This is a genomic window from Clostridium sp. CM027 (assembly GCF_024730565.1).
Lineage (GTDB): Bacteria > Bacillota > Clostridia > Clostridiales > Clostridiaceae > Clostridium_AD > Clostridium_AD estertheticum_B.
The window spans coordinates 2,392,516-2,414,513 of record NZ_CP077725.1; the positions used below are offsets into that span (position 1 = coordinate 2,392,516).

Consider the following 21,998-nt stretch of genomic DNA (forward strand, 5'->3'; position numbering starts at 1 on the left):
TTATTTTTGTCTTATCTTATCTCCCGTTTTCATATATTTAGGCCTCTCTTTTAGAGAAGATATTGGCGCTCTAATATACATGTCTTTTAAATCCTTAATGTTAATATCCACCGCTGGCGCTAAATAAGGTATTCCAAAACTTTTCATCCTAACTAGGTGAATTAGAAGTATAATGAGCCCAATCATTATTCCATAAAATCCTACAATTGCCGCCGCAATAATAAGCAGAAACCTGACAAGTCTAAAAGCTGTAGTAACTTCATAATTAGGAGTTACAAATGTAGTAATAGCTGTAATTGCCACAATAATTGTCATAATTGGACTAACTATTCCCGCACTCACTGCAGATTGCCCTATAACAAGTCCTCCTACTATTCCAATAGTAGCTCCAATGGGCCTCGGTAATCTAACCACAGCTTCCATAAGAAGCGCTAAGAATAATTCCATAATTATAGCCTCTACAAATGCAGGAAATGGCACTCCTTCCCTAGAAGCTGCTATAGCATAAGCTAATTTAGTAGGTATTATAGCTGTATGAAAAGAGGTAATTGCTACATAAAGTGCTGGTGCAGTAAGAGAAATAAATATAGAAAGCATTCTAATAACTCTAACCATAGAACTATGCATCCACCTTTGATAATAATCATCTGGGGATTGAAATAAATTAGGTAATGTAGCTGGAACAACAATTGCAAAAGGAGAATTATCTACAACCAATGCTACTCTACCTTCATATAAAGCTGCTGCTACTACGTCTGGTCTCTCTGTACTTTGTATTTGAGGAAATGGAGAATATTTATTATCCTCTATTAGCTGCTCGATGTAAGCACTATCAAAAACTGCATCGATGTTTATTCTTTCTATTCTATCCTCAAGTTCTTGAAGTACTTCTTTATTTACTATATCGTCAATATACATAATAGCCACATCGGTTTTCGATCTAGTTCCTATAGCTTTAGGTTTAATTCTTAGCTTTGTATCTCTAATTCGCCTTCTAATTAATGCCGTATTGAATCTTATAGTTTCTGTAAATCCTTCTCTCGCTCCTCTAATTACCGTTTCACCAGATGGATCACCTACCCCTCTAGCAGGCCAATCTCGGGTAGCAATAACATATGCGCAATTTAGTTCATCTATAAACATTAATGTGTCCCCAGAAAGGGCAGCATTAACTCCTTCACTTAATTTTTTCACTTCCCGCATATCAGTCACTGCAAGTACAGTGTCTTTTATTTCCTCTACATTCTCTATCCCCTTTGACCATAACATTAATGGCTCTAATACATAATGATTGAGTAGCTGGTTATTTGCCATCCCATCAATGTAAACTAATGCGGCTTTCCACTCTCCCACATTAAAAATTCTAAAAATAACATCTGAATTATCTTGTAAAAGTTCTTTTAAGTACTCTATATTTTTTCCTGCATCAAGTTCAATTTTATCATTAATGCTCTCTTTCATATCCTTCACTTCCTTATATGTATTGATCGACTATAGCCTTAACTCATCTCCTGGGTCGCTGCAACATATTCGTAGAAAATGCATTAACGACTTCAGCAGGAGATTTATACCTCTACTGAAGTTTTCTATTTACTAGGACATATAACTCCCATTTATAGAAGCGGGAAACTTTCCTTCTGAAATGTCGTTAAAATATCCACCTCAGTGTAAATAGAACGATAGCTGTAATAATTGCAAGCCATCCTAAGACACGCGCTTTTTTACTAATAATTCCCATTCCAGATTTCTTAAAGTTTCTCACATCCACAGCAAGTACAACGGCGCCTTGAACTACCATCATTGTAAGAAAATAGATATCAAACAACTCTAAAACTCTCATACCTTTACTCCCTATTTTAGTATAATTATCAAAACAATATAAACTTTATGATTAAGCAACTTACCCTACTTTGTTTTAACTAGCTTTTACGACACTGGTAGAAAATATTCACTTATATAAATATAAAAACGCGCAAAAACCACAAAGGGTTTTTACACGTTCTTATATTTCACTATAAAATTATATTTATATCGTTCTTGTTATATATACTTCTTTATATTGAATTTTAAATTTATCATAGCATCTCTGGGCTTTTAACATGTCATCAAAAAAAGCAAATATCGTCGGTCCGCTTCCGCTCATCATTGAACCCATTGCACCCATTTTAACCATATCTTCTTTTATTCTTTTGAGAACTGGATATTTTCTTAGTGTAACATTTTCAAGTAAATTTTTCATACTACTGCATACATCTGCTAATTTTTCTTGTTCCATAGCTTTTATTAATGCATTTGTATCTGGATGCTTAAAAATTTTACTAATATCTAAGTTTTTAAAAACCTCCCTAGTAGATACTCCAAAATTTGGCTTAACCAATACTAAAATATAATTTTTAAAAGGCGCGAGCGGGGTAATAATTTCTCCTATACCTTCACACAAGGCAGTCCCCCCTGTTATACAATAAGGGACATCTGCACCTATTTGGACACCTAACTTCATAAGTTCATTGTCATCTACATCTATTTTGAATACTTGATTCAATGTTTTAAAAACAGCTGCTGCATCCGCACTCCCACCTGCCATACCTGCTGCTACAGGAATATTTTTCTTAAGATATATATTTATACCTTCGCTAATATCATAGGTGTCCATAAAAAGTTTTGCAGCCTTATATACTAAATTCTTATCATCTGTAGGTATGTACGGCTTATTGCAGCTTATATTAATACCTTTGTTACATTTTTGAAAGGACATAGAATCATATAGATCTACATTTTGCATAACCATTTTCAGTAAATGATATCCATCTTCTCTTTTACCTACTATATCTAAAGATATGTTTATTTTTCCATAAGCTTTTACTAACATGATTTTCCTCCAACTCTTTATTGATAATTCACAAAAGCAATTCAATTAATAATTGTTCAGCCCCCCCTTAAGGGATTCCAAGGTTTATATAAGATGAATCATTTCTTGTGAAACATTGTTAATAAAATCAGTATATTACAACAAATTTAATATTGCTACCTATAATTTAAAAAATGCTATGCCAAACATAATAAAACCCCTATGTGTTATTTATACCACATAGGGGTTAGGGCTACTTGAAAACTAATTTATACAATCAATTTTCAGTCAGCCATATTATTTTTTATATGATTATTCTACCTGGTATTATAAGTTTTTGTGAAACTTTTATAATATTAGGGTCTTCTATTTGATTCACTCTTGCAATTTCTTGCATTGTTGTATTATATTTTTTAGCTATTTTCCACAAGGTGTCTGATGATTGAACTACATAAATAGTAACACTAGCCTTTTTCTTAGGCGCCTCCCCTTCTATTGGATAAACATCAACTAAAAATTTTTTCTGTACCATATAATTTACTCTTACATATACTTTAACCACAGCTCTAACAGCCATATTCGCTGCCTCAATATCTACATTTATATTTTCGAGTGAAACTTTACACATGCTGCTCATATTTATCTTAGCACCTAATATATCCGCCCCACAGCTGAAAGGGATCTCATCAGTCACAGCGGAAAGATATTTTTCTTCATCATCACTTCTATATAATATAGTTACATTCATTATGCCATCAATTATAACCTTATCCTCAATCACCTTTTTATCTGTTACACAAACGGTGGCATTACACATAATGACCTTGCTAGGCTTACCCTTGCTGCTATCTAGTTCTATATCTCCTTTAACTAAGGTCTCCGTTAATAATTGTCCTTGCATTACATTAAGTCCATAATCCTTTTTATCCATCTCAAGCTTTGTAGTCGGTGAATATACATCCTCAATCATATCCACTTCCTCTTTGTGCATGCCTCTCGTATTAGTTTTTATCAAAAACTCTACATCAATAATTCTTTTTTCTCCCAAATCATCTTCCTTAATATCATATTCCATAGCATCTACCTTAAAGTCTGTATACTGATCCATGTAAGGATTCACATCTTGAAAATCTAACTCTTTATTTAGCATAACCTCATGCCCAATATAAATTAATTCCCTGCTATCTTTGCCCTTATATATCATATTAATAACTGCATAAGCATTTATTTGAATTTTTCCTTCGTACAATTTCACTTCTTTCTTATGAATATTAACATCACATTTTATAACTTTAGCAATTTCTGGATTTTCCATTGGAACTTTTATATTAGCCTTTCCAATAAGCTCACCATTAAAATTCCTTATGACTTTATCTATACTCGTAGGATTTTTTAAATATTGAATATCCTTAACTGCTTCAATATCCTTAACTATTTGGAAATTGAAATTTTTATATACCTCAGATTTTGATTTTAAAATACCCTCTAGACATATTTTCCTCTCATTAACTATTCTACACTCCATATGTTCTACAAAACATTCAGCATCACAAAGCATTTCAGGCATCGCGCCCATTATATCTATTGTATTTGAGAACTTTGAACTATATACAACGTTCTCCACATCAGTACGTTCTTGACCTTTTGTAATATAAAGTACATTATATTGAATTTCGCCTTCTAAATATACCTTATCTTGAATTATTTCTTTAGAATTTATTAAGGCTTTAACATCTAACATAAGAATTTCCTTAACATCAGGATGAGTATCCGGTATTACATATTCTTCTTTCACTACTGTATCAACAGTATTTTCTCCTAACAATTGTTCATACTCTATGTTTTCTCTTTTCAAATTTATTTCCACATTATGCCTCCTCGTATTTCTATTGGGGTACCACTTATAGGTTGTTACCCTCCTAAAATACCTACTATTAATATATATAGAAATAGACACTTAAATATGATATTTAATACTTTTATTCGTATTGCAAAATTCAACATAATTCTCTAATAAGAAAGAAAAAAGTATATATTACTATTAATGCTCAAAATCGGTAATACATTTTAAACATAATAAAAAACCATATAATAAAGGGAATACACAGTTATTAATAACCCAATGCATTCCCTTTAATATATGCTCTGTTAATCTTATATCAGTCACATGAAAACAAATAACAAGCTAGTATATTTTACTTGTTATTTGTTATTTGTTATTTGTTTTCATATGCCTATTCTCTATTTATAAATATAAAAAACGATACTATGATACAGTATCGTTTTATCCTGCAAAAACTATTTGAACTGTTTTTGTCAAAACATCTGAATAACTATACGTCACTGTCCTGTGGGTGTCTTTTTCTAATCTAATAACAAAAATATTTGGATAAGTCTTTTCAATAACTCCATTATCCACAAGAATCTTTCTTCTTCCACCATTAGCTTTTAATGTTACTCTTTCGCCAACATGACTTTCAATTTCATCTTTTATTGAAGTCAGTACATTTATTTTTTCCAAAGCAAACACCCTCTTTCCACACTTTACATTATATATCATATATTCCTCTTTGTCAAGTAAGCTTTATATTTTATCACTACTTTAACAATTTTGTCAATGTTGATTTTATGTTAACAAAATTCATTTTCATCGATTATTCGTCGCATAATTAATTATTATCTATTTTATGAGCATTTACCTTATAAATCACTAATGTAGTATACTTACATACCATTTTTAATACAATCTATGATAGTTTGTTTAACTACTCAAAATAAAATAACCAGCATTCTAGTAAATTTTTTAAAGATAACCTACGCACCTATATATACTTAGACTTAGGAAACCCCTCTCTATACTTTCCTCTAGTTTGTAATCCACCTATTCCATCTAATCCTGTTATAGTGTTCTGTATAACATCTTCTATAGCTACAACATTTTCTATATTTGTATAAGCAATCTTCTCAGAAACTAACACGGGGTCTAAACAATGGATTAAGACGCGATTTGGAGAGCTAGCAAAATTAGCACCAGCATCTAAAATTGCCTCATAACAGGATTGACATGCCCCTGCAAATATTACTAAATCATCATAATTGCTATTATAAGATCTAAGAGCCATAACCGCCTCTACAAAGTACTTTGAATTTCTGTAGTTATTTAAATTCATATAATCATTTATTCCTTTTACCATACCATCATGTCCTGTTATTACTACTATATCCGGCTTAACTTCTTTTACTAAATTCACTATTTCATTTGGTTGATTTTTTTCTGATATTATCATCCCTACAGCATTTAATGATAACTGCTTATAAGTTTTTAAGCACACTTCTAAATATTCTGCATCACCATCAACGTGCAGTATTTTTCCGGGTCTTCCAAAAACCATATCTTTATTTTTGTACTCTTTGTATTTTTCTTGTTTTAACTGCAAATCTTTAATTTTCCCTTTGAAATCTATAGCCGATCCTCTGTCTCCCCTGCTCCCTTTAATTCTATTCATTAATACTCTTTTAATAGATGCATTTACCTTTTTATTAAAAACCTTATCAATTTCATAAATGGCATCTTCTTCTACTAATTCTAAATCCTCACTTAAAGAGTCAGCTTCTATTCTTAAATTTATTCCCTTAAGTAAATACACCTCATCATTATCTCCTGGCACAATATCTATTATTTTAAATGTAATGTCTCCGCCATAAGATTTTCTTACTACGATGTCGCCTATTTTCACAATACCACCTCCATATTTAAACCCATAATATATATTATGAAAATATAGTGAATAGGTGAAATCAAAAAAAGTTATGTAAACATTATATTTACATAACTTTAATAAATACCATGGTTTATTCTACCTCTGATTGAAGACTTTTTTATATTCTTCAATAAATGCCATATACTTTTCTTTTTCAGAAATTAACTCCTCCATCTTCTTGTTAAAAGTATTTTGAATCCAGGTAACTTCATTATAATAGTACCTATTACAAAGCCTCCAATATCGTTGTGGAAATACTAAAAATGCATATATGAGTCTGTACTCTTCTTCTAACAGAGGATTTACACTGCTATACGCCTCTAATACTATTTCAGCATATTTTATGTCCCAATCCTGCTTTTTAAGCATCTTGATCAAAAAATTAGATAAATCGTATGCTTTTACTTCTCTTTTGCAGTAATCAAAATCAATTATATTAACATCATTATTTTTATCAATAATAATATTATGATAAGTATAATCATGGTGGCAAAATCCTTTTTCTTCTTCTGTTTGCCTACATATGTCGAAGTACCTAGAGTCATCGAGTATTGCCATAGCTCTTTTGGCTAATTCTTTTTGATCATCAACACTCCTGATATAATTCATATCAAAATCTGTTTTAAAATTCTTCTTTTTTCTAATCATACCTTGCATTTTATCAAAGGACTTTATTCGTTTTTCCATCAGATGTGGCCATCTTCCAAGATCCGTTTTTAACTTACTATTTTCTGGTGGATCATATCCTTTGGATGCAATATGCATATAAGCTAATTCTTTTGCGGCCTCAACTAAATCCTCCTCATTGTGAAAATCACATTCGCGACCATCTATCCAGGTTGATAGTGTATAAATATCTTCATTAACTAATGCATAAGGATTTCCTTCAGTATTTAAAAAATATCTATCAACCTTGTCAAATCCATTTTTTGCAAGATGCTCTTTGGCTCCATATACAAACAAAAGTTTTTGTGTCCCGTAACTGATTTTCTTTAGACACTTAGCTCCGTCATCCGTCTTTAAAAAATACACTCCCTTATTGGGACGTATACTTTCTATCTTAATACCATATTGTCTTTCAATTTCAAATTCCCTCATCATGTTACTCACCCCCCCTATAATTTATATTACTAATATTTCATTTTAGAATAAATTATTGTATGTTTTAACAACATTTATGCTTTCGCTTAATATAATAAAATATATCCATCTATTAAATCAGTATTTAAGGAGTCTTAAAATGAAAATTGGAATTGATGCTAGAGCTGCAAAATGGTATAGAGGAACTGGTATAGGAACTTATTCTTACCAGCTAATTAATTCTTTAAACAAAATAGACAATTTTAATGATTATTCGCTTTTTGTGCCAGACGACTGTAAGCTTGCCATACCCTTTAAAGAAAATTTTCATATAGAAAGCATTAAGCAAGATAGTCAAAATAACTTTTGGAACGAGGTGAATATTCCTAACAAATTAATAGATAAATCTTTGGACATATATCACGTTCCCCAAAACGGCATTGGGCTGCCGTCAAAGAAAACCTGTCCCTTCGTTATTACGCTACATGATGTTATTCCGTATAAAATGCCAGATACAGTTGGTGAGCAATATTTAAAAATTTTCAATGAAAAATTGCCCAATATCATTCCCTTATGTGATGGAATAATTACTGTGTCTGAATATTCAAAGGAAGATATTATTAAAGCTTTTAACTACCCAAGAGAAAAAATATATGTCACTTATTTAGCTAGTGAAGATATTTATAAACCTTATGACAAAGCTCTTAGTAAATCTATAATCGAAAAAAATTACTCTATTACAGGAGACTATATTCTTTATATTGGAGGATTTAGTCCCAGAAAAAATATTCTCGGATTACTAAATTCATTTAGTCTGCTTTTACCAAAATTAAAAAAAGATATTAAATTAGTCATTGCAGGTAGCAAAGGTAAATCATATGATATATATAAAAAAAGAGCACAAGATTTACACATTGACGATAAAGTAATTTTCCCAGGTTTTATATCCATGACCTATATTCCCTTCATGTATAACGCTTGTGAGCTGTTTGTATACCCTTCATTTTATGAAGGTTTTGGATTACCTCCAATTGAAGCAATGGCTTGTGGCGTTCCTGTAATCGCCTCTAACGCCACCTCTATCCCCGAAATAGTTAAGGACTCAACTTTACTTGTAAATCCATATGATATTAATTCCTTAAGTGAAAAAATGTATAATGTGCTCCTTGATAATGACCTAAGACAATCCCTAATAACTAGAGGATTAAAAAGAGCCTCCACCCTAACTTGGGAACATACAGCTGCAACTACTCTAAGTGCTTATCAAAATATATTAGGGACACCTAAATAAATGTCCTTATTATCAAATTATCAAAACAAAAGCCCCACATAGTGTAATTACAACTATGTAGGGCTTTTAAACTAACAATTATAATGATTCTTAAAGGCCTCTAAAAACCCTTCTCTGTCTTCTCTGCCTTCCACTTTCTTCTTTAATCTGCTTAAAAACACCTCTTCACTCCATTGTTTTTTCCTTGTATAATAATCTCTAGCTATACTGTAAAAGTCCTCTGGAAAGCTAAGCATGCCATACAATACCTTTAATTCGCGATTATCTAATGGTAATACTTTAATATATTCGCTTAAAATACCATTGGCCTTTTCTATATCATAAGCAGAATTTTTGATGGCTTTATTTGTAAAGTTACAAATATCATGCACCTTTAAGTCTATAACTGCATAATCAAAGTCTAAGAAATATACATCTTCCCTATTAATCAATATATTATGGTGAGCTAAATCATGATGGCAAAATACAATTTTCTCTTTTTCCTTGCATAAATTGTAATAATCTGATTCGCTTAGAATATCTATGCTTTGCATTATATTTTTCTCATAATATTCCTCATGTTCTAGAAATATATAATCGAATTCATTTTTATTTTCATTTCGAGTTGCTATGCTTTTAAAGAACATAAGATCATTTAATTTTTTTTTAAAATTTTGTATTATTCTACCACATAAGTACCGTTGCTCATTTTTTGCGAGTAACCTTTCAAATGGACCTTCATATACAAGCCCTTCCGATGCCTTATGAAGCTCAGCTATTGCCCTAGACGCGAGCATTACATCCACTGGGTTACTATACTCGCACTCTCTCCCTTCTACTAAATTCATAATACAATATATATCATTTTTCCAAGGGACATATATGAGTTTGGATTTTGTCTTTTCGAATTCAATGATCCTATTAAAATTATTATTTCTAATATACTCAATCGCATAATTAATGAATTCAAGTTGGGAAATGCTATAGTTTACTTTTTTTAAAACCTTATCACCTTTATCCGTATTAAGTATGAATACTTTTCTTACCGGAATAACATCATCAACTACTAGATCGAACTCGCTAAATAAATCTACATCTAAATCATATTTACTTAAATAAGCCTTATCTTTAAATCTAACATCTAACATGTTCTCACCTCTTTTATCATTGCATTAATAACTTAAATTAATGAATCCCCATCTTGAATCAAAGCCTTTATAAGTTTCTCAGAAAACCTTTCTTCATTCCAATTCTTTTTACCTGCCCGATGCTTATTACAACATCTCATGAATTCATGAGGGTAAGAAATTAAAGCTATTAAAAATTTTGAACTTCTTGTGTCTAGCCCTTCAATGTAGCAGAACTCTTGAGTAAGATTATGAAAATCAAGTTTCACTCCTTTTCTTTTTAACTTACTAAGCAAAAGGAAACAATCCATTTCCACCATATTGTAACTACAGTCTTTAAAACTAACCACTTCAATAAAATTATTTTTTCTAATATTTTTAAAATCTGTATTTCCTAAGCATATTTCGCAACGCCTCATGCTTCTTGTTATAATCCCTAAATAATCTGATTGGTATACTTCTCTTATACACCGCTGCCCTCTATCTATAACTTCCTTTCCATATTTAACAATTAATTGTTCAAATGAATTTTTCGGTTCATATTTTATAATATTATTTATGTCTCCGGCCAACTTTTTAATAGAAATTTTATAATCCTCTATGATTTTCCCTGTATTGTTATTTAACTTATTCCTTAGGTACCCATTAAATCCAAGAGATTTTTCATGCAAAGCATAAATAGCACGAAATTGTTCTATTATTGCTTCTTCAGTTACGTCTATGTTCTTAGATTCAATTTCACCTACATTTTTAATACCTTTAAACATCATATAATCTGAAAATTCATTATAGATGCTTATCGCCACTCGCACCACCTCAATTTAAATCTATTAGTCAATTGATATATAATAGCCAAGTACTATCTGGTCTTTTTATAATTTTTGTCCATTTTCTTTAATATCTCTCTTTGCTGCAATTCAAGCTCACTAATTTTCTTTTTCCTTTTTCTTATTTTTTTCAGTTTTTTAACTTCCTCTTCCATATTCTCGAGCCTTATGTCATATTCCTCTACAGTGGATTCCTGCGGATCAATTACATCAATTTCAAGCTCATCAATGCACCCATCCTTTTTATTTTTCCCCACAATACTACCTCCCATATTTTATTTTTATGAATTTCTCAATAAAAATTTGCTTATCCACTCTATCCTCACGCATTTTTTCAAGTTTCCTTAAGAAAAACTCCTCTCCCCAATCCTTTTTTTCCCAATAATATTGAATTCCTATTTGCCAATATTCCTGAGGAAATTCCATAAATGCTGCCATTACTTCTATATCACTTTTATATATCGAAAATGCATCATCATACGCTTCCATTATAAAAAGCGCATTTTCAGGACTCCATTTGCCATTCTTCATTCTTCGTATTAGAAGGCTACTTAAATCATGTAAATGAGTGTCTAGAATACAATAATCAAAATCAATAACATTCACGCCACCACTTTTATCTAATAATACATTATGATGAGCATAATCGTGATGGCAGAATCCCCTATGTTTAATTTCTCCTTTCATCTTACTTACATATTCACTCTTGCATAAATTTTCTATTGATCTATTACTCCGTGCGAGCTCTTCCCCCATTATTCTTAAATAATCGCTATCGAATTCCGTAATGCATTCTTTTTCACCTATTCTTCTTTTAAAATCCAATATTTCTCTTTCTCTAGTTTTAAAAGTTTCTATCCATTTAAGCCATCCTATTCTGGGCGACATGTCCGGCGTAACTTTAAAATTCAAACTTTTTTTATGGAGCTCTGCAAGCTTTGAAGTACATAATTTTATTTCCACTGGATTATCATAATTACATTCCCTTGCTTTTAGCCAAGGTGTTAAATAAGCGTATTTATTCTCAATGGCTATATACTCCTTGTTATCGATAGTCTCAATAATTTCCGGTATATTTTCAAAACCATTGCCCTGCAGATGTTTTATTGCACCAATAATAAATAAAAAATGCTTAAAGTCATAATTAATGATTTTCAAACAATACATGTCATTCTCAGTTTCTATCCTGTAAACATTTTTTATTTTCACTATATCATTAATACAAAGAGAATAATTATCTTGTACCGTCTCCTTTACTTCCTGGATTTCCAAATGCATGCCTCCGCAATATTGTTCTATTGCAGTATATGAACTTTCTCAATAATTTGTGCTTAATTATATTTTTATAATTAGCACACTTTTTAAGTAAAAACAATATATTAATATATATTGTCTTTCAAATGAAATTTATAATTATAAATATAGGGTTTTTATAATAATTTTAAGGAGTGAAACCTATGAAGATTGCAATTGATGCTAGAGGCATCAATTTCTATAGTGGAACAGGTATAGGAACTTATACCGAAAATGTGTTTAAAAATTTAATTAACATAGATAATGTAAATAATTACCATGTTTTTTGGTCAGGCAACAATTATGAAATTATAAAAAAAGAAAACTGCAAAATAGTAATGACCTCTAAAAAGCATCAAAGATTTTTTGAAGATTACTATTTTCCAGAAAACATTTCAAAAGAAAACATAGACATATATCATATGCCCCAAAATGGTATAGGTTTTTCTCAGGAAATAACTTGCAAGAAAGTAGTCACGATACATGATTTAATTCCATATGTTATGCCCGAAACAGTAGGCCGAGGCTATTTGCTGAAATTTTTAAAAGAGATGCCAATGATTATAGGAGGCTCTGATGGGATAATAACTGTATCCGAATTCTCTAAACGCGATATTTTAAAATTTTTCCCAGTAGACGAAAGTAAGATTTTTGTAACTCCTTTAGCTGCAGATAAAAAATATGTTCCTTTAGATAAGGTCCACTGTAGGAATTTCCTAAAAGCTGTATATAATTTAACAGATCCCTTTATACTCTACCTAGGAGGATTTAGTGAAAGAAAGAATGTGGCTTCTGTCATAATTGCTTTTTCTAAAATATATAAAGATTTAAATAAAAAGTATAATTTAGTTATTGTAGGTGGCTATAAAGATTCCGGTCAAAAACTCATAAAACTTGCGAATGAATTGAAAATAGGCTCGCATGTTATTTTTATCGGTTTTGTACCTGAAGATCATTTACCACTTTTCTATAATTGCTGTGATACTTTCATCTATCCATCTTTTTATGAGGGCTTTGGACTCCCCCCTTTAGAGGCAATGAATTGCGGCACTCCTGTAATAGCATCTAACCTTACTTCTATTCCCGAGGTAGTGGGTGACGGTGGGATTTTAATAAATCCATATGATATCTCAGAGATGTCTCTCGCCATAGGTAACTTATTAAGTAATGAAGCTCTAAGATCAGAATTAAGTTCTAAAGCATTAATAAGATCTAAAAAATTTTCATGGCAGAACACTGCACAATGCACTCTCAAAGTCTATGCAGATATATACAATCGCGAATCCCCTGCTCAATAAGAAAAGTATATATTACTGCAACTATATTTTATGTAATATACACTTTTCAAACACACCATAATTAAGGCTTGCATAATGAGTATGCAAGCCTCCTTTTTAAAAATTAATTTATAGTTTATTGATAATACTTGCTAAATATCCTGCGCCAAAGCCATTGTCAATATTAACAACACTAACTCCACTAGAACAGCTGTTTAACATTGATAGCAATGCCGAAAGTCCTTTAAAATTAGCTCCGTATCCTATACTAGTTGGAACAGCTATAACTGGTTTATCCACCAAGCCTCCAACTACACTAGTTAAAGCGCCTTCCATTCCCGCCACAGTAATAACTACCTTCGCGCGCCTTATAACATCTAGATTTTCAAACAACCTATGAATACCCGCTACTCCTACATCATAAATTCTTTCAACTTTATTCCCAAAGATTTCTGCTGTAATAGCTGCCTCTTCCGCTACTGATATATCAGAAGTTCCTCCTGTTACTAATGCAATATATGTACTTGGAATCTCTACGTCCTTTTTTTTAATTACAATTGTTCTTGCAAGTTCATTGTACTCAGCATCATCACATACCTCTTTTACCCCTTCATACATGATCCTAGAGGCCCTTGTACCAAGAATATTTATATCCTTAGTAATCATTAAACTAACTATACCCTTTATTTGATCCACAGTTTTCCCTTCACAATATATAACCTCCGGGTAACCAACTCTAAGTTCTCTATGATTATCGATTTTTGCAAATCCTAAATCTGAATAAGACAAATCTTTTAACTTATCTACACCATCATCAATGGATATATTACCATTTTTAACGGACTTAAGGAATTTCTTCATTTCTTCTGTATTCATATATTCTCCACCTTTTTTAATTTAAGCTTACAGTTTTATGTTTTTATATCTATAATGTTATATTTCATTCCTTAATGTCTCATATACTTTGCTTATAGGGAGTCCCACACTTCGGGCTATTTTCTTACACTCCTCATATTCTAACTTATTCTTTATTTTTTCACCTTTGTAGTAAGCTTCTTTCACAGTAACTTCACCATAGCTAGTGTTCATTTTAGTAAATTCTCTTTGGAGCATTGTTTTATGTACTTTAAAACTTCTTACTCCAAATGTAGTAGTTTCTCTAAATAATACTTCTTTCATCTTTTCAATTTTATCTTCTTTACATAAAACACTTATTTTTACGCCTGGTCTGCCTTTTTTCATTATAATTGGAGTTAAGTATGCATCCAAAGCACCCTTTGTAAAAAGCTTATCAAGAATATACTCATATATCTCTGGATTCATATCATCTATATTACATTCCACAATTTCTTGAAATACTTCCCCTTCATTTTCTTTCTTTTCAGTATCAGACAAATTATTTACCTCTTCTACTAACATGACCCTCAGTACATTAGGAATTTCAGTATCTCTGTTACCAATGCCATAGCCGATCTTCTTAATAATAAAATCGTTATCATCTTTGAATTCAGAGACGTTAGCTGCAAGAATTGCAGCACCTGTAGGTGTTGTAGTTTCAAAAGGTACAGCTCCCATTTTTACCGGTATCCCCTTCAAAATTTCCACAGTAGCAGGTGCTGGTACTGGTATAAGTCCATGAGCACATTTAACAAACCCACCACCAAGTTCTATAGATGAGCTCATTATTTTATCAACATTTAAATGACTTATGCAAATAGCAGCTCCTACTATATCCACAATAGAATCTATTGCACCTACCTCATGGAAGTGAACTTCATACAATGTTTTTCCATGAACCTTTGCCTCAGCTCTCGCAACCCTCATAAACATTTTTTTGCTTAATTCTTTCACTTTAGAACTTAACTCACTACAATCTATAATTTTCTCAATATCTTTAAGGTTTCTATGTTCCTCATGGCTATGATTATTGCTCACATGCCCATGAGAGTGTTCTCCTTCACTTCCACCCTGAGTATGTACATGATGATGCTCCTCTAAATCTACATCCACCTTAGTGCCCTCTATACCTTTTCTACTATCTCTCGATACTTTTATTTCATACCCATTTATATTTAGCTTTTTTAATTCCTCGATTAAATATTTCTCGTCTATACCTAAGTCTAGCAACGCTCCTAAATTCATATCACCACTAATACCTGAAAAACAATCATAATAAAGCATTTTCATTCTCATCCACTCCATTTCTTTTGTATTTATCTTATTGTACCAAATAAATAAATATTATAGGTTATATATATATAAATTATAAAAAAATATGCACTTATTATTATGCGATATATTTATTACTATGTCTGACTTTTTTATTTAAATTCTAAAACAAAAGCCTTAATATTTGAAAAGAAATAGGTATATCTGCTTTGATATACCTATTTCTTTTCAATTATTATAAAATCAAACTGATACAATTTCAGCCCATTTTCTCTACTATTGCTACAATATAAAACTTGACCAATGCTATTTTCTATATATACCTTAATACCAAAGTTAATTACAATTCTAATTACTTCATTATGAAGTTCTCTTTCTAAAATAAGTATATTTTTCTTAAAGAAAATAGTTTTATATGTTCCATATAATAAACATGGATTATTATACCTTATTTTAATAAGGTCTTTATACAAGTATAATAAACTTTTTTTATTTTTTTTACAAACTTCTACTGATATGTCATCTACCTTATCTTCTATGTTTATCCAAGATTTACTCTTGCTAAATCCATAAAACTCCGAATTTTCCCATTGCATTGGACTTCTTGATTTATCTCTAGAACTCTTATTTGCACTAGCTAATGCTTCTTCTCTACTTTTCCCTTTTGAAATTTCTATATTATATTTTGTAATCCCTTGAACATCATTCATTTTGTTTATATCGAGGCAAACCAAATCCTTAATCCCAATTTCCTCTCCAAAATACATAAATGGAACACCATAAGTTGTTAATAATAAAGCTGCCATCGCTCTTTCAATTCCATTTTTCTCTCCATTTGGATTAAATCTTGAAACACTTCTTCCCATATCATGGCTATTAAAAAATATTGTTGGTATTTGCTCTGAATTGTATTCCTCATTCATAGCTTTAATTTCTTTATATATTTTCTCCGCTGAAAATTCCTTCATACTACCTAAGTTAAAATTGAACACTACGTCTAATAAATTCTTACCGGAGTAATTTTTCAGTTCAATTAACTCATCTGATCCAATTTCTCCTACGAGGAAAATATCTTCTTTTATTTCTCTTATATCTTTTACTAAAGTTTTTATAACGTCTATAATTCCATCTTGATCTTTATCATTTCTATGTATTTGTTCACCTTTTTCATCATATGGATTATCTTTATTAAAGTCATTTTTTATTGTTAAAAAGTTAATTACATCAAATCTAAATCCATCTACTTCCAGGTCAATCCAATATTTAAGTACATCTTTCATTGCATCATAAACCTTAGGTTCTGCCCAATTCAAATCTACTTGCTCTTTTGCAAATGCATGATAGTAATATTCCTTTGTTTTCTTATCAAATTCCCAAGCATCTCCACCAAAAAATGACTCCCAGTTGTTAGGTTTGTCTTTTTTCCATATATAAAAATCTCTTTTTTCATTATCTTTAGAGCTTCTTGATTCTTTAAACCATGAATGTTCACTTGATGTATGATTTAAAACTATATCAACTATTACTTTTATTCCTAAATCATGTGCCTTATTTATGAATCCTTTAAATTCTTCTAAAGTACCATAACATTTATCAATATTATAATAATCTGATATATCATAACCATTATCAACTTTAGGAGATGGATAAAATGGTGTAAGCCAAATCCCCTTAATACCTAATTCACTTAAATAATCTAATTTAGATGTTATTCCTTTAAAATCCCCAATTCCATCGTTATTTCCATCCATAAAACTTGACATATATATTTCGTAGAACACACATTCTTTCCACCACTTTTTATCCATGTTTTTTACTTCTCCCTATTTGAACAGATTATAAATTAATCTATACTTTACTCTTTTACACCTACTGAATCTCTTTCAATTACACTTACACTCATAATTATATTTTCATTTAGTTCGTTTTTATGATCTAACCTCCATAATAATTTATTTAAAGCTTTACGTCCCATTAATTCCTTTTCTACTCTCACTGTTGTAATATTAGGCACAACAAATGAGCTTAACACTATATCATCAAAGCCTACAACTGCTATATCTTGTGGAATTGAATATCCCATTTCCTTAAGTGATGAAATTAGAATAATAGCAGCATTATCATTTGAGCATACAAATGCTTCTGGCATATCCTTTAAGCACTTTATTTTTTCTTTTACCCATTCTAAATCTTGTCTTATTACATACTCTTCTAAATTATCTAAAACTGAATATCTATTTATAAAATCAATCATTTTATTTTCTTCCTTGAAATTTATAAATTTTTTCATAGCTTCTTGATATCCAAAAAATCTTTCCTTTACACTTAGAGAATATTCTAGCTCTCCAAAAAAACCTATTTTTTTATATCCACGATCTAAAAGTAATTTCGTAATCTTAAAGCTTCCAAGCTTGTTATCTGTCAAAATACTATCTGTACTTTCTAATAACGATGTATGATCTACTAAAACTACTGGCGCCTTATAACCTTTTAGCTTTATCAAATAATCATCATCTATTGCACCTATTACAACTACTCCACATACCTTCTTATGTTCAATGCAACTTGGAATATTTTCCTCATTTTCATCAATCATACACGTAATTATGTCGTATCCATTTTTTCTCGCTTCCTCAACTATCCCCATCATTATCTTAGAATAAAAATAATTATCTTCAAAATATAATTTTCTTATTAAAACACATATATTTTTACTTGCATATGACAGAATGAATTTAGTTGATTTTTCCAAATAACCAATCTGCTCTGCCACATCAAGAACTGTCTTTCTTGTTTCTTCACTAACTCCTGCCTTTCTATTTAATGCTAATGATACTGCATTAATAGATATATTTAATTTATCTGCTATATCTTTCATTATTACTTTTCTCATCTAATATCTCCTACCATAAATATACTATAAGGCTATCAGTTAATTTTATCAAATTATCTCCTGCGGAGCTACAATATTAAGGATTTATGTGTTATTTATCCATCAAAGTGAATATATCTTCTATTTTTATATCTGCTCTACAAACTTTATCATCTGCTGCGCCATAATATATTTTAACAATACCATCTTCAAATAAACATCCACATGTAAATACTACATTACCAAAAAAACCTTCTTTTTCATAGGTAGCTTTTGGTTCTAATATAGCTCTACTTGTTTTGGCTAATATTTTGCTAGGATCATTTTTATCAAGTAAGAATGCTCCTAAGCAATATCTATCATTTTTATCTGCTGCATGATAAATTTTTATCCAACCTTTTTCTGTTAAGAATGGTACTGCACCTCCTCCAACCCTTCCATTTTCCCATGCTCCTTCATTTGAACCACCATAAAAATGTTTTTGTTTTCCCCAATGTACTAAATCAGGTGATTCTGCTATCCACATATCTGCTCCGCCGATTGCACATGGAACGGGTCTATTAAATGTTATATATTTCCCGTTTATTTTTTCTGGGAATATAGTTACATCTTTATTTTCTGGGGCAAATATAATTCCATGTCTTTCATAAGTTTTAAAATCCTTTGTAGAAACTAACGAAGTGGCTGCACCATTTCTAGTCACAGATGTATAATTAACATAATATGTATCCTCTATTTTAGTTATTCTTGGGTCCTCCATTCCCCATTCTTCTTCTGAAGCTGTAAGTTTAATAAAAGCTTCATCTTCTATGATGAAATTTTCTCCATCCTTTGATCTTGCTATCCTTATATGTGATAATGAAGTTAAATAAGCAATTTTTCTTACTCCTCCAATATGCGTAATCCATAAAGAACGTGCATCTGAATAATCATATTGCGTATCTATTTCTTTATTAAATGAAACTATGTCTATTACATCTTTTCCATCTATGTTTACTACTACAGGTATCTTTACTTCATCTTCCTTATCAACTTTAACAGATTCTGCAACTCTACATAATAATAGATATTCATCATCATATTTACAAACACCACAGTTAAATACGCCATCAACTTTAAAATCTTCTCTACTTGGTTTCACGTCACTTGGTTTTATAAGGGGATTCATATTACTTCTTTTAGCAAAACTCATTATTAACACACCCTTTTGTTTTTCTTATTCCTGCTACCTCTAATGCTGTTATTGCAAATACATTCCAAGAAAAAACCCTTATAGATTTCCATAAACACCCTTCCTTAGATAAATCCGTTGGTAAAAATTCATGACTTACCGGATCATCTTTAATTAGGTTTATCTCTCTATCCATTCTATTTAAAATCCTGTTCTTATAGTCATCTAATCCATATCTCACTCCAACTGCATATGCCATTATCTCTTCTCTAAGCCAGCTACCACCATTATAATATACTCCATCACTCCAGCTAAACTTTTCATCAAAAGGACTATCAACCCCACTAAAATACTTGTTATTAACATGTCCTATAAAAGTTGCGCAATCATTAATAACTGGTATTTTTTCAAGTGTATTTTTTACAATTCCCTCATTAAGTAACCCTTCATTAAAGAACCATAATGAAACAAATTCAGGCATCAAATCACCTACTGATATAGCATCTTTATAGTCTAAAGTATTTAATAAGTATCCTTTTTCATTGCTATAAAAGCTTTTATACCCAATATTAGCTTTCTCTATATAATCATCTGGCACATCTATGCCTAAGGCCTTAGCAACTTTTAATGTCACTGCAAATACACCCTGATTAACTGATACACTTGATGTTTTTCCACCTTCAAAATATGTTTGAACATCATTTTGACCTAATACAAAATGTGATTTTGCTATACCATCACCATCTTCATCAAACTCATTAATACAATAGTTATAAGCTTTTTTAACTTTGCTCATATTAGGTTCTATTCCATACTTGATTTTATTTATATATGCCCACCATATCCATTCACAAGTAGCTTCGTTACCTTTTACTTCTAAGCTTCCCATATATGGGGTTATTATGGTTCCTATTGTTCCATTTTCATTTTGAGTTGAACCCCACTTTTCCCAAAGTTTTTTGCTCAATTCCTTATCATTTACCCCCGCTACACTCCAAAAAGAATCTCTATTATACATATCTGGGGCATAATTTAAGCTAGGTACATTTAATGGCAAAAAGTCATATGCACTAGTTATCCATGTTAACATCTGCATATCTGCAAAAAGAATTTTTTCAACATCACTTCCATTAAACCCTAACCCATCTGCTAATAACACTTGGCTGTAGTAACGTATATCTCGAAGACCATCCATTCGCTTAATAAGTATGAATAACTTCTTCTCACAACTTTTACCTTGTTCCAACCTATGAAATGGTTTTTCTATACCATTTACCTTAGTTACCTTTAAGTTTTTTATATCAATAGATTCATTATCATTACTCTTTATCACTAAGAGGCTCTTTTTATTTTCCGTATTTGATAGTATTAATCCATCTTGGAAGCTAGTCCATGTTTCCTTATAAGATGGTATATTATTCTGATAATCAAAACCATGTACTTCGTAATTATCTTTTGTTAATTCTTTCAAAACAACTACACTTAATTCTCCATTTATCCTATGATCAAAACTTATATCATAATACCCATCTTCAAGATCTAGTGTTATGATTAAACTTCCTTCATTATCTTTATTTATAAAATCATTATCTACTTCAACAACTTCTTTTTTCCCGTTATTAAAATCTATTAATTCTCCTAAAGTTATCTTCACATAATGATCACCTTTTTCTCTATCAGATAAAGTTGAAACTCTATAAAGATTAATATCACAAGCCTCTTTTATTGCTGTAAATCCTAGTTTGTTATAATGTGGCCTTCTTCTAATATTTCTTGTCCAATAATTTCTGTGTCCAGCATCTGTCAGCAATCCAACATATGCTTTTCCCACTACATATCCCGCTGCTGGAAATACTTCTCTCACCACACCACCATTGTTATTATCATTATCAAAACTCCAATAACATTTTGGCTCCTCACTTGGAATTATAGAGTTCTCTATACTATAAAACAGCATAGGTATATTTGTTTGCTTAAGTATTATTCTTTTCTCCACTAAGGCCTCATTAACTACTTTATAAACAACTTGAATATCTATATACGTTTCTAGCATCTTGCAGTAATATCTACAATTACAGATAATTTCATTTTCATAATAACCAACAGTATCAATATCTATATTACTTATAACCTCTCTATATGATCTATCTTCATTTTCTATAGTAATCTTTATATTTTTAATATCATCCTTTGCTACAACTTTGTTACTATTCAACAAACTTACTGTGTATTTCTTGTTTTCATCTTTACTAATGTCTATAGAAATTCGCTCCACCGTAATAACACACTCCTATTTGCTATAT

The 21,998-nt window shown here is 30.7% G+C and carries 19 protein-coding genes; 2 read left to right on the top strand and 17 right to left on the bottom strand.

Annotated elements, in window-relative coordinates:
* From KTC92_RS11345 to KTC92_RS11375, 7 genes are all read right to left on the bottom strand, one after another.
* Positions 1-1,461, bottom strand: a complete 1,461-nt coding sequence (locus tag KTC92_RS11345; RefSeq protein WP_165413248.1) for a spore germination protein — start codon at positions 1,459-1,461, stop codon at positions 1-3.
* 187 nt (positions 1,462-1,648) lie between these two features.
* On the bottom strand, positions 1,649-1,840 hold the full coding sequence (locus tag KTC92_RS11350) for a CLC_0170 family protein (protein ID WP_216303376.1): 192 nt from the start codon (positions 1,838-1,840) through the stop codon (positions 1,649-1,651).
* A 186-nt stretch (positions 1,841-2,026) separates the two neighbouring features.
* Positions 2,027-2,869 carry a 4-(cytidine 5'-diphospho)-2-C-methyl-D-erythritol kinase gene (ispE, locus tag KTC92_RS11355; protein ID WP_165413250.1) on the bottom strand — a complete coding sequence of 281 codons (843 nt, stop codon included), beginning with the start codon at positions 2,867-2,869 and terminating at the stop codon, positions 2,027-2,029.
* A gap of 283 nt (positions 2,870-3,152) precedes the next feature.
* Positions 3,153-4,715: an SPOCS domain-containing protein gene (locus KTC92_RS11360; RefSeq protein WP_216303377.1), complete on the bottom strand. Its 1,563-nt coding sequence runs from the start codon at positions 4,713-4,715 to the stop codon at positions 3,153-3,155.
* A gap of 417 nt (positions 4,716-5,132) precedes the next feature.
* Positions 5,133-5,408, bottom strand: coding sequence for a Veg family protein (locus KTC92_RS11365; RefSeq protein ID WP_369811873.1), 276 nt, complete (start codon positions 5,406-5,408; stop codon positions 5,133-5,135).
* A 262-nt stretch (positions 5,409-5,670) separates the two neighbouring features.
* Complete coding sequence (gene yabG / locus KTC92_RS11370; protein ID WP_216303378.1) at positions 5,671-6,585, bottom strand: sporulation peptidase YabG; 915 nt, start codon at positions 6,583-6,585, stop codon at positions 5,671-5,673.
* Between the two features lie 120 nt (positions 6,586-6,705).
* On the bottom strand, positions 6,706-7,710 hold the full coding sequence (locus KTC92_RS11375) for a CotS family spore coat protein (protein WP_165413253.1): 1,005 nt from the start codon (positions 7,708-7,710) through the stop codon (positions 6,706-6,708).
* A gap of 139 nt (positions 7,711-7,849) precedes the next feature.
* Between KTC92_RS11375 and KTC92_RS11380 the strand changes: the two genes are divergently transcribed.
* Positions 7,850-8,980 carry a glycosyltransferase family 1 protein gene (locus KTC92_RS11380; RefSeq protein WP_216303379.1) on the top strand — a complete coding sequence of 377 codons (1,131 nt, stop codon included), beginning with the start codon at positions 7,850-7,852 and terminating at the stop codon, positions 8,978-8,980.
* A gap of 71 nt (positions 8,981-9,051) precedes the next feature.
* Here the strand turns inward: KTC92_RS11380 and KTC92_RS11385 are convergent, their stop codons facing one another.
* The 4 genes from KTC92_RS11385 to KTC92_RS11400 are packed head-to-tail and all read right to left on the bottom strand — an operon-like array spanning position 9,052 to position 12,185.
* Positions 9,052-10,107 carry a CotS family spore coat protein gene (locus tag KTC92_RS11385; RefSeq protein ID WP_216303380.1) on the bottom strand — a complete coding sequence of 352 codons (1,056 nt, stop codon included), beginning with the start codon at positions 10,105-10,107 and terminating at the stop codon, positions 9,052-9,054.
* Positions 10,108-10,139: 32 nt separating this feature from the next.
* Positions 10,140-10,892 (bottom strand): spore coat protein, encoded by a 753-nt coding sequence (locus tag KTC92_RS11390; protein WP_220286858.1) that lies wholly within the window; start codon positions 10,890-10,892, stop codon positions 10,140-10,142.
* A 53-nt stretch (positions 10,893-10,945) separates the two neighbouring features.
* Positions 10,946-11,170 carry a hypothetical protein gene (locus tag KTC92_RS11395; protein ID WP_216303382.1) on the bottom strand — a complete coding sequence of 75 codons (225 nt, stop codon included), beginning with the start codon at positions 11,168-11,170 and terminating at the stop codon, positions 10,946-10,948.
* Between the two features lie 4 nt (positions 11,171-11,174).
* On the bottom strand, positions 11,175-12,185 hold the full coding sequence (locus tag KTC92_RS11400) for a CotS family spore coat protein (protein WP_216303383.1): 1,011 nt from the start codon (positions 12,183-12,185) through the stop codon (positions 11,175-11,177).
* 185 nt (positions 12,186-12,370) lie between these two features.
* On the opposite strand from KTC92_RS11400, the gene KTC92_RS11405 reads away from it, so the two are divergent.
* A complete protein-coding gene (locus tag KTC92_RS11405; RefSeq protein ID WP_220286857.1) occupies positions 12,371-13,504 on the top strand; it encodes a glycosyltransferase family 1 protein in 1,134 nt (377 codons plus the stop codon).
* Between the two features lie 108 nt (positions 13,505-13,612).
* Here KTC92_RS11405 and larB read toward each other — a convergent pair whose 3' ends face one another.
* From larB to KTC92_RS11435, 6 genes are all read right to left on the bottom strand, one after another.
* On the bottom strand, positions 13,613-14,359 hold the full coding sequence (larB, locus tag KTC92_RS11410) for a nickel pincer cofactor biosynthesis protein LarB (RefSeq protein WP_216303385.1): 747 nt from the start codon (positions 14,357-14,359) through the stop codon (positions 13,613-13,615).
* 57 nt (positions 14,360-14,416) lie between these two features.
* Positions 14,417-15,670 carry a nickel pincer cofactor biosynthesis protein LarC gene (gene larC / locus KTC92_RS11415; protein WP_220286856.1) on the bottom strand — a complete coding sequence of 418 codons (1,254 nt, stop codon included), beginning with the start codon at positions 15,668-15,670 and terminating at the stop codon, positions 14,417-14,419.
* 200 nt (positions 15,671-15,870) lie between these two features.
* Positions 15,871-17,460 carry an alpha-amylase family glycosyl hydrolase gene (locus KTC92_RS11420; protein WP_220286855.1) on the bottom strand — a complete coding sequence of 530 codons (1,590 nt, stop codon included), beginning with the start codon at positions 17,458-17,460 and terminating at the stop codon, positions 15,871-15,873.
* A 47-nt stretch (positions 17,461-17,507) separates the two neighbouring features.
* A complete protein-coding gene (locus KTC92_RS11425; RefSeq protein ID WP_216303388.1) occupies positions 17,508-18,545 on the bottom strand; it encodes a LacI family DNA-binding transcriptional regulator in 1,038 nt (345 codons plus the stop codon).
* Between the two features lie 91 nt (positions 18,546-18,636).
* On the bottom strand, positions 18,637-19,716 hold the full coding sequence (locus tag KTC92_RS11430; protein ID WP_216303389.1) for a glycoside hydrolase family 130 protein: 1,080 nt from the start codon (positions 19,714-19,716) through the stop codon (positions 18,637-18,639).
* Complete coding sequence (locus KTC92_RS11435) at positions 19,703-21,970, bottom strand: hypothetical protein (RefSeq protein ID WP_220286854.1); 2,268 nt, start codon at positions 21,968-21,970, stop codon at positions 19,703-19,705. The genes KTC92_RS11430 and KTC92_RS11435 overlap by 14 nt, the downstream gene beginning before the upstream one ends.
* Positions 21,971-21,998 lie beyond the last annotated feature (28 nt).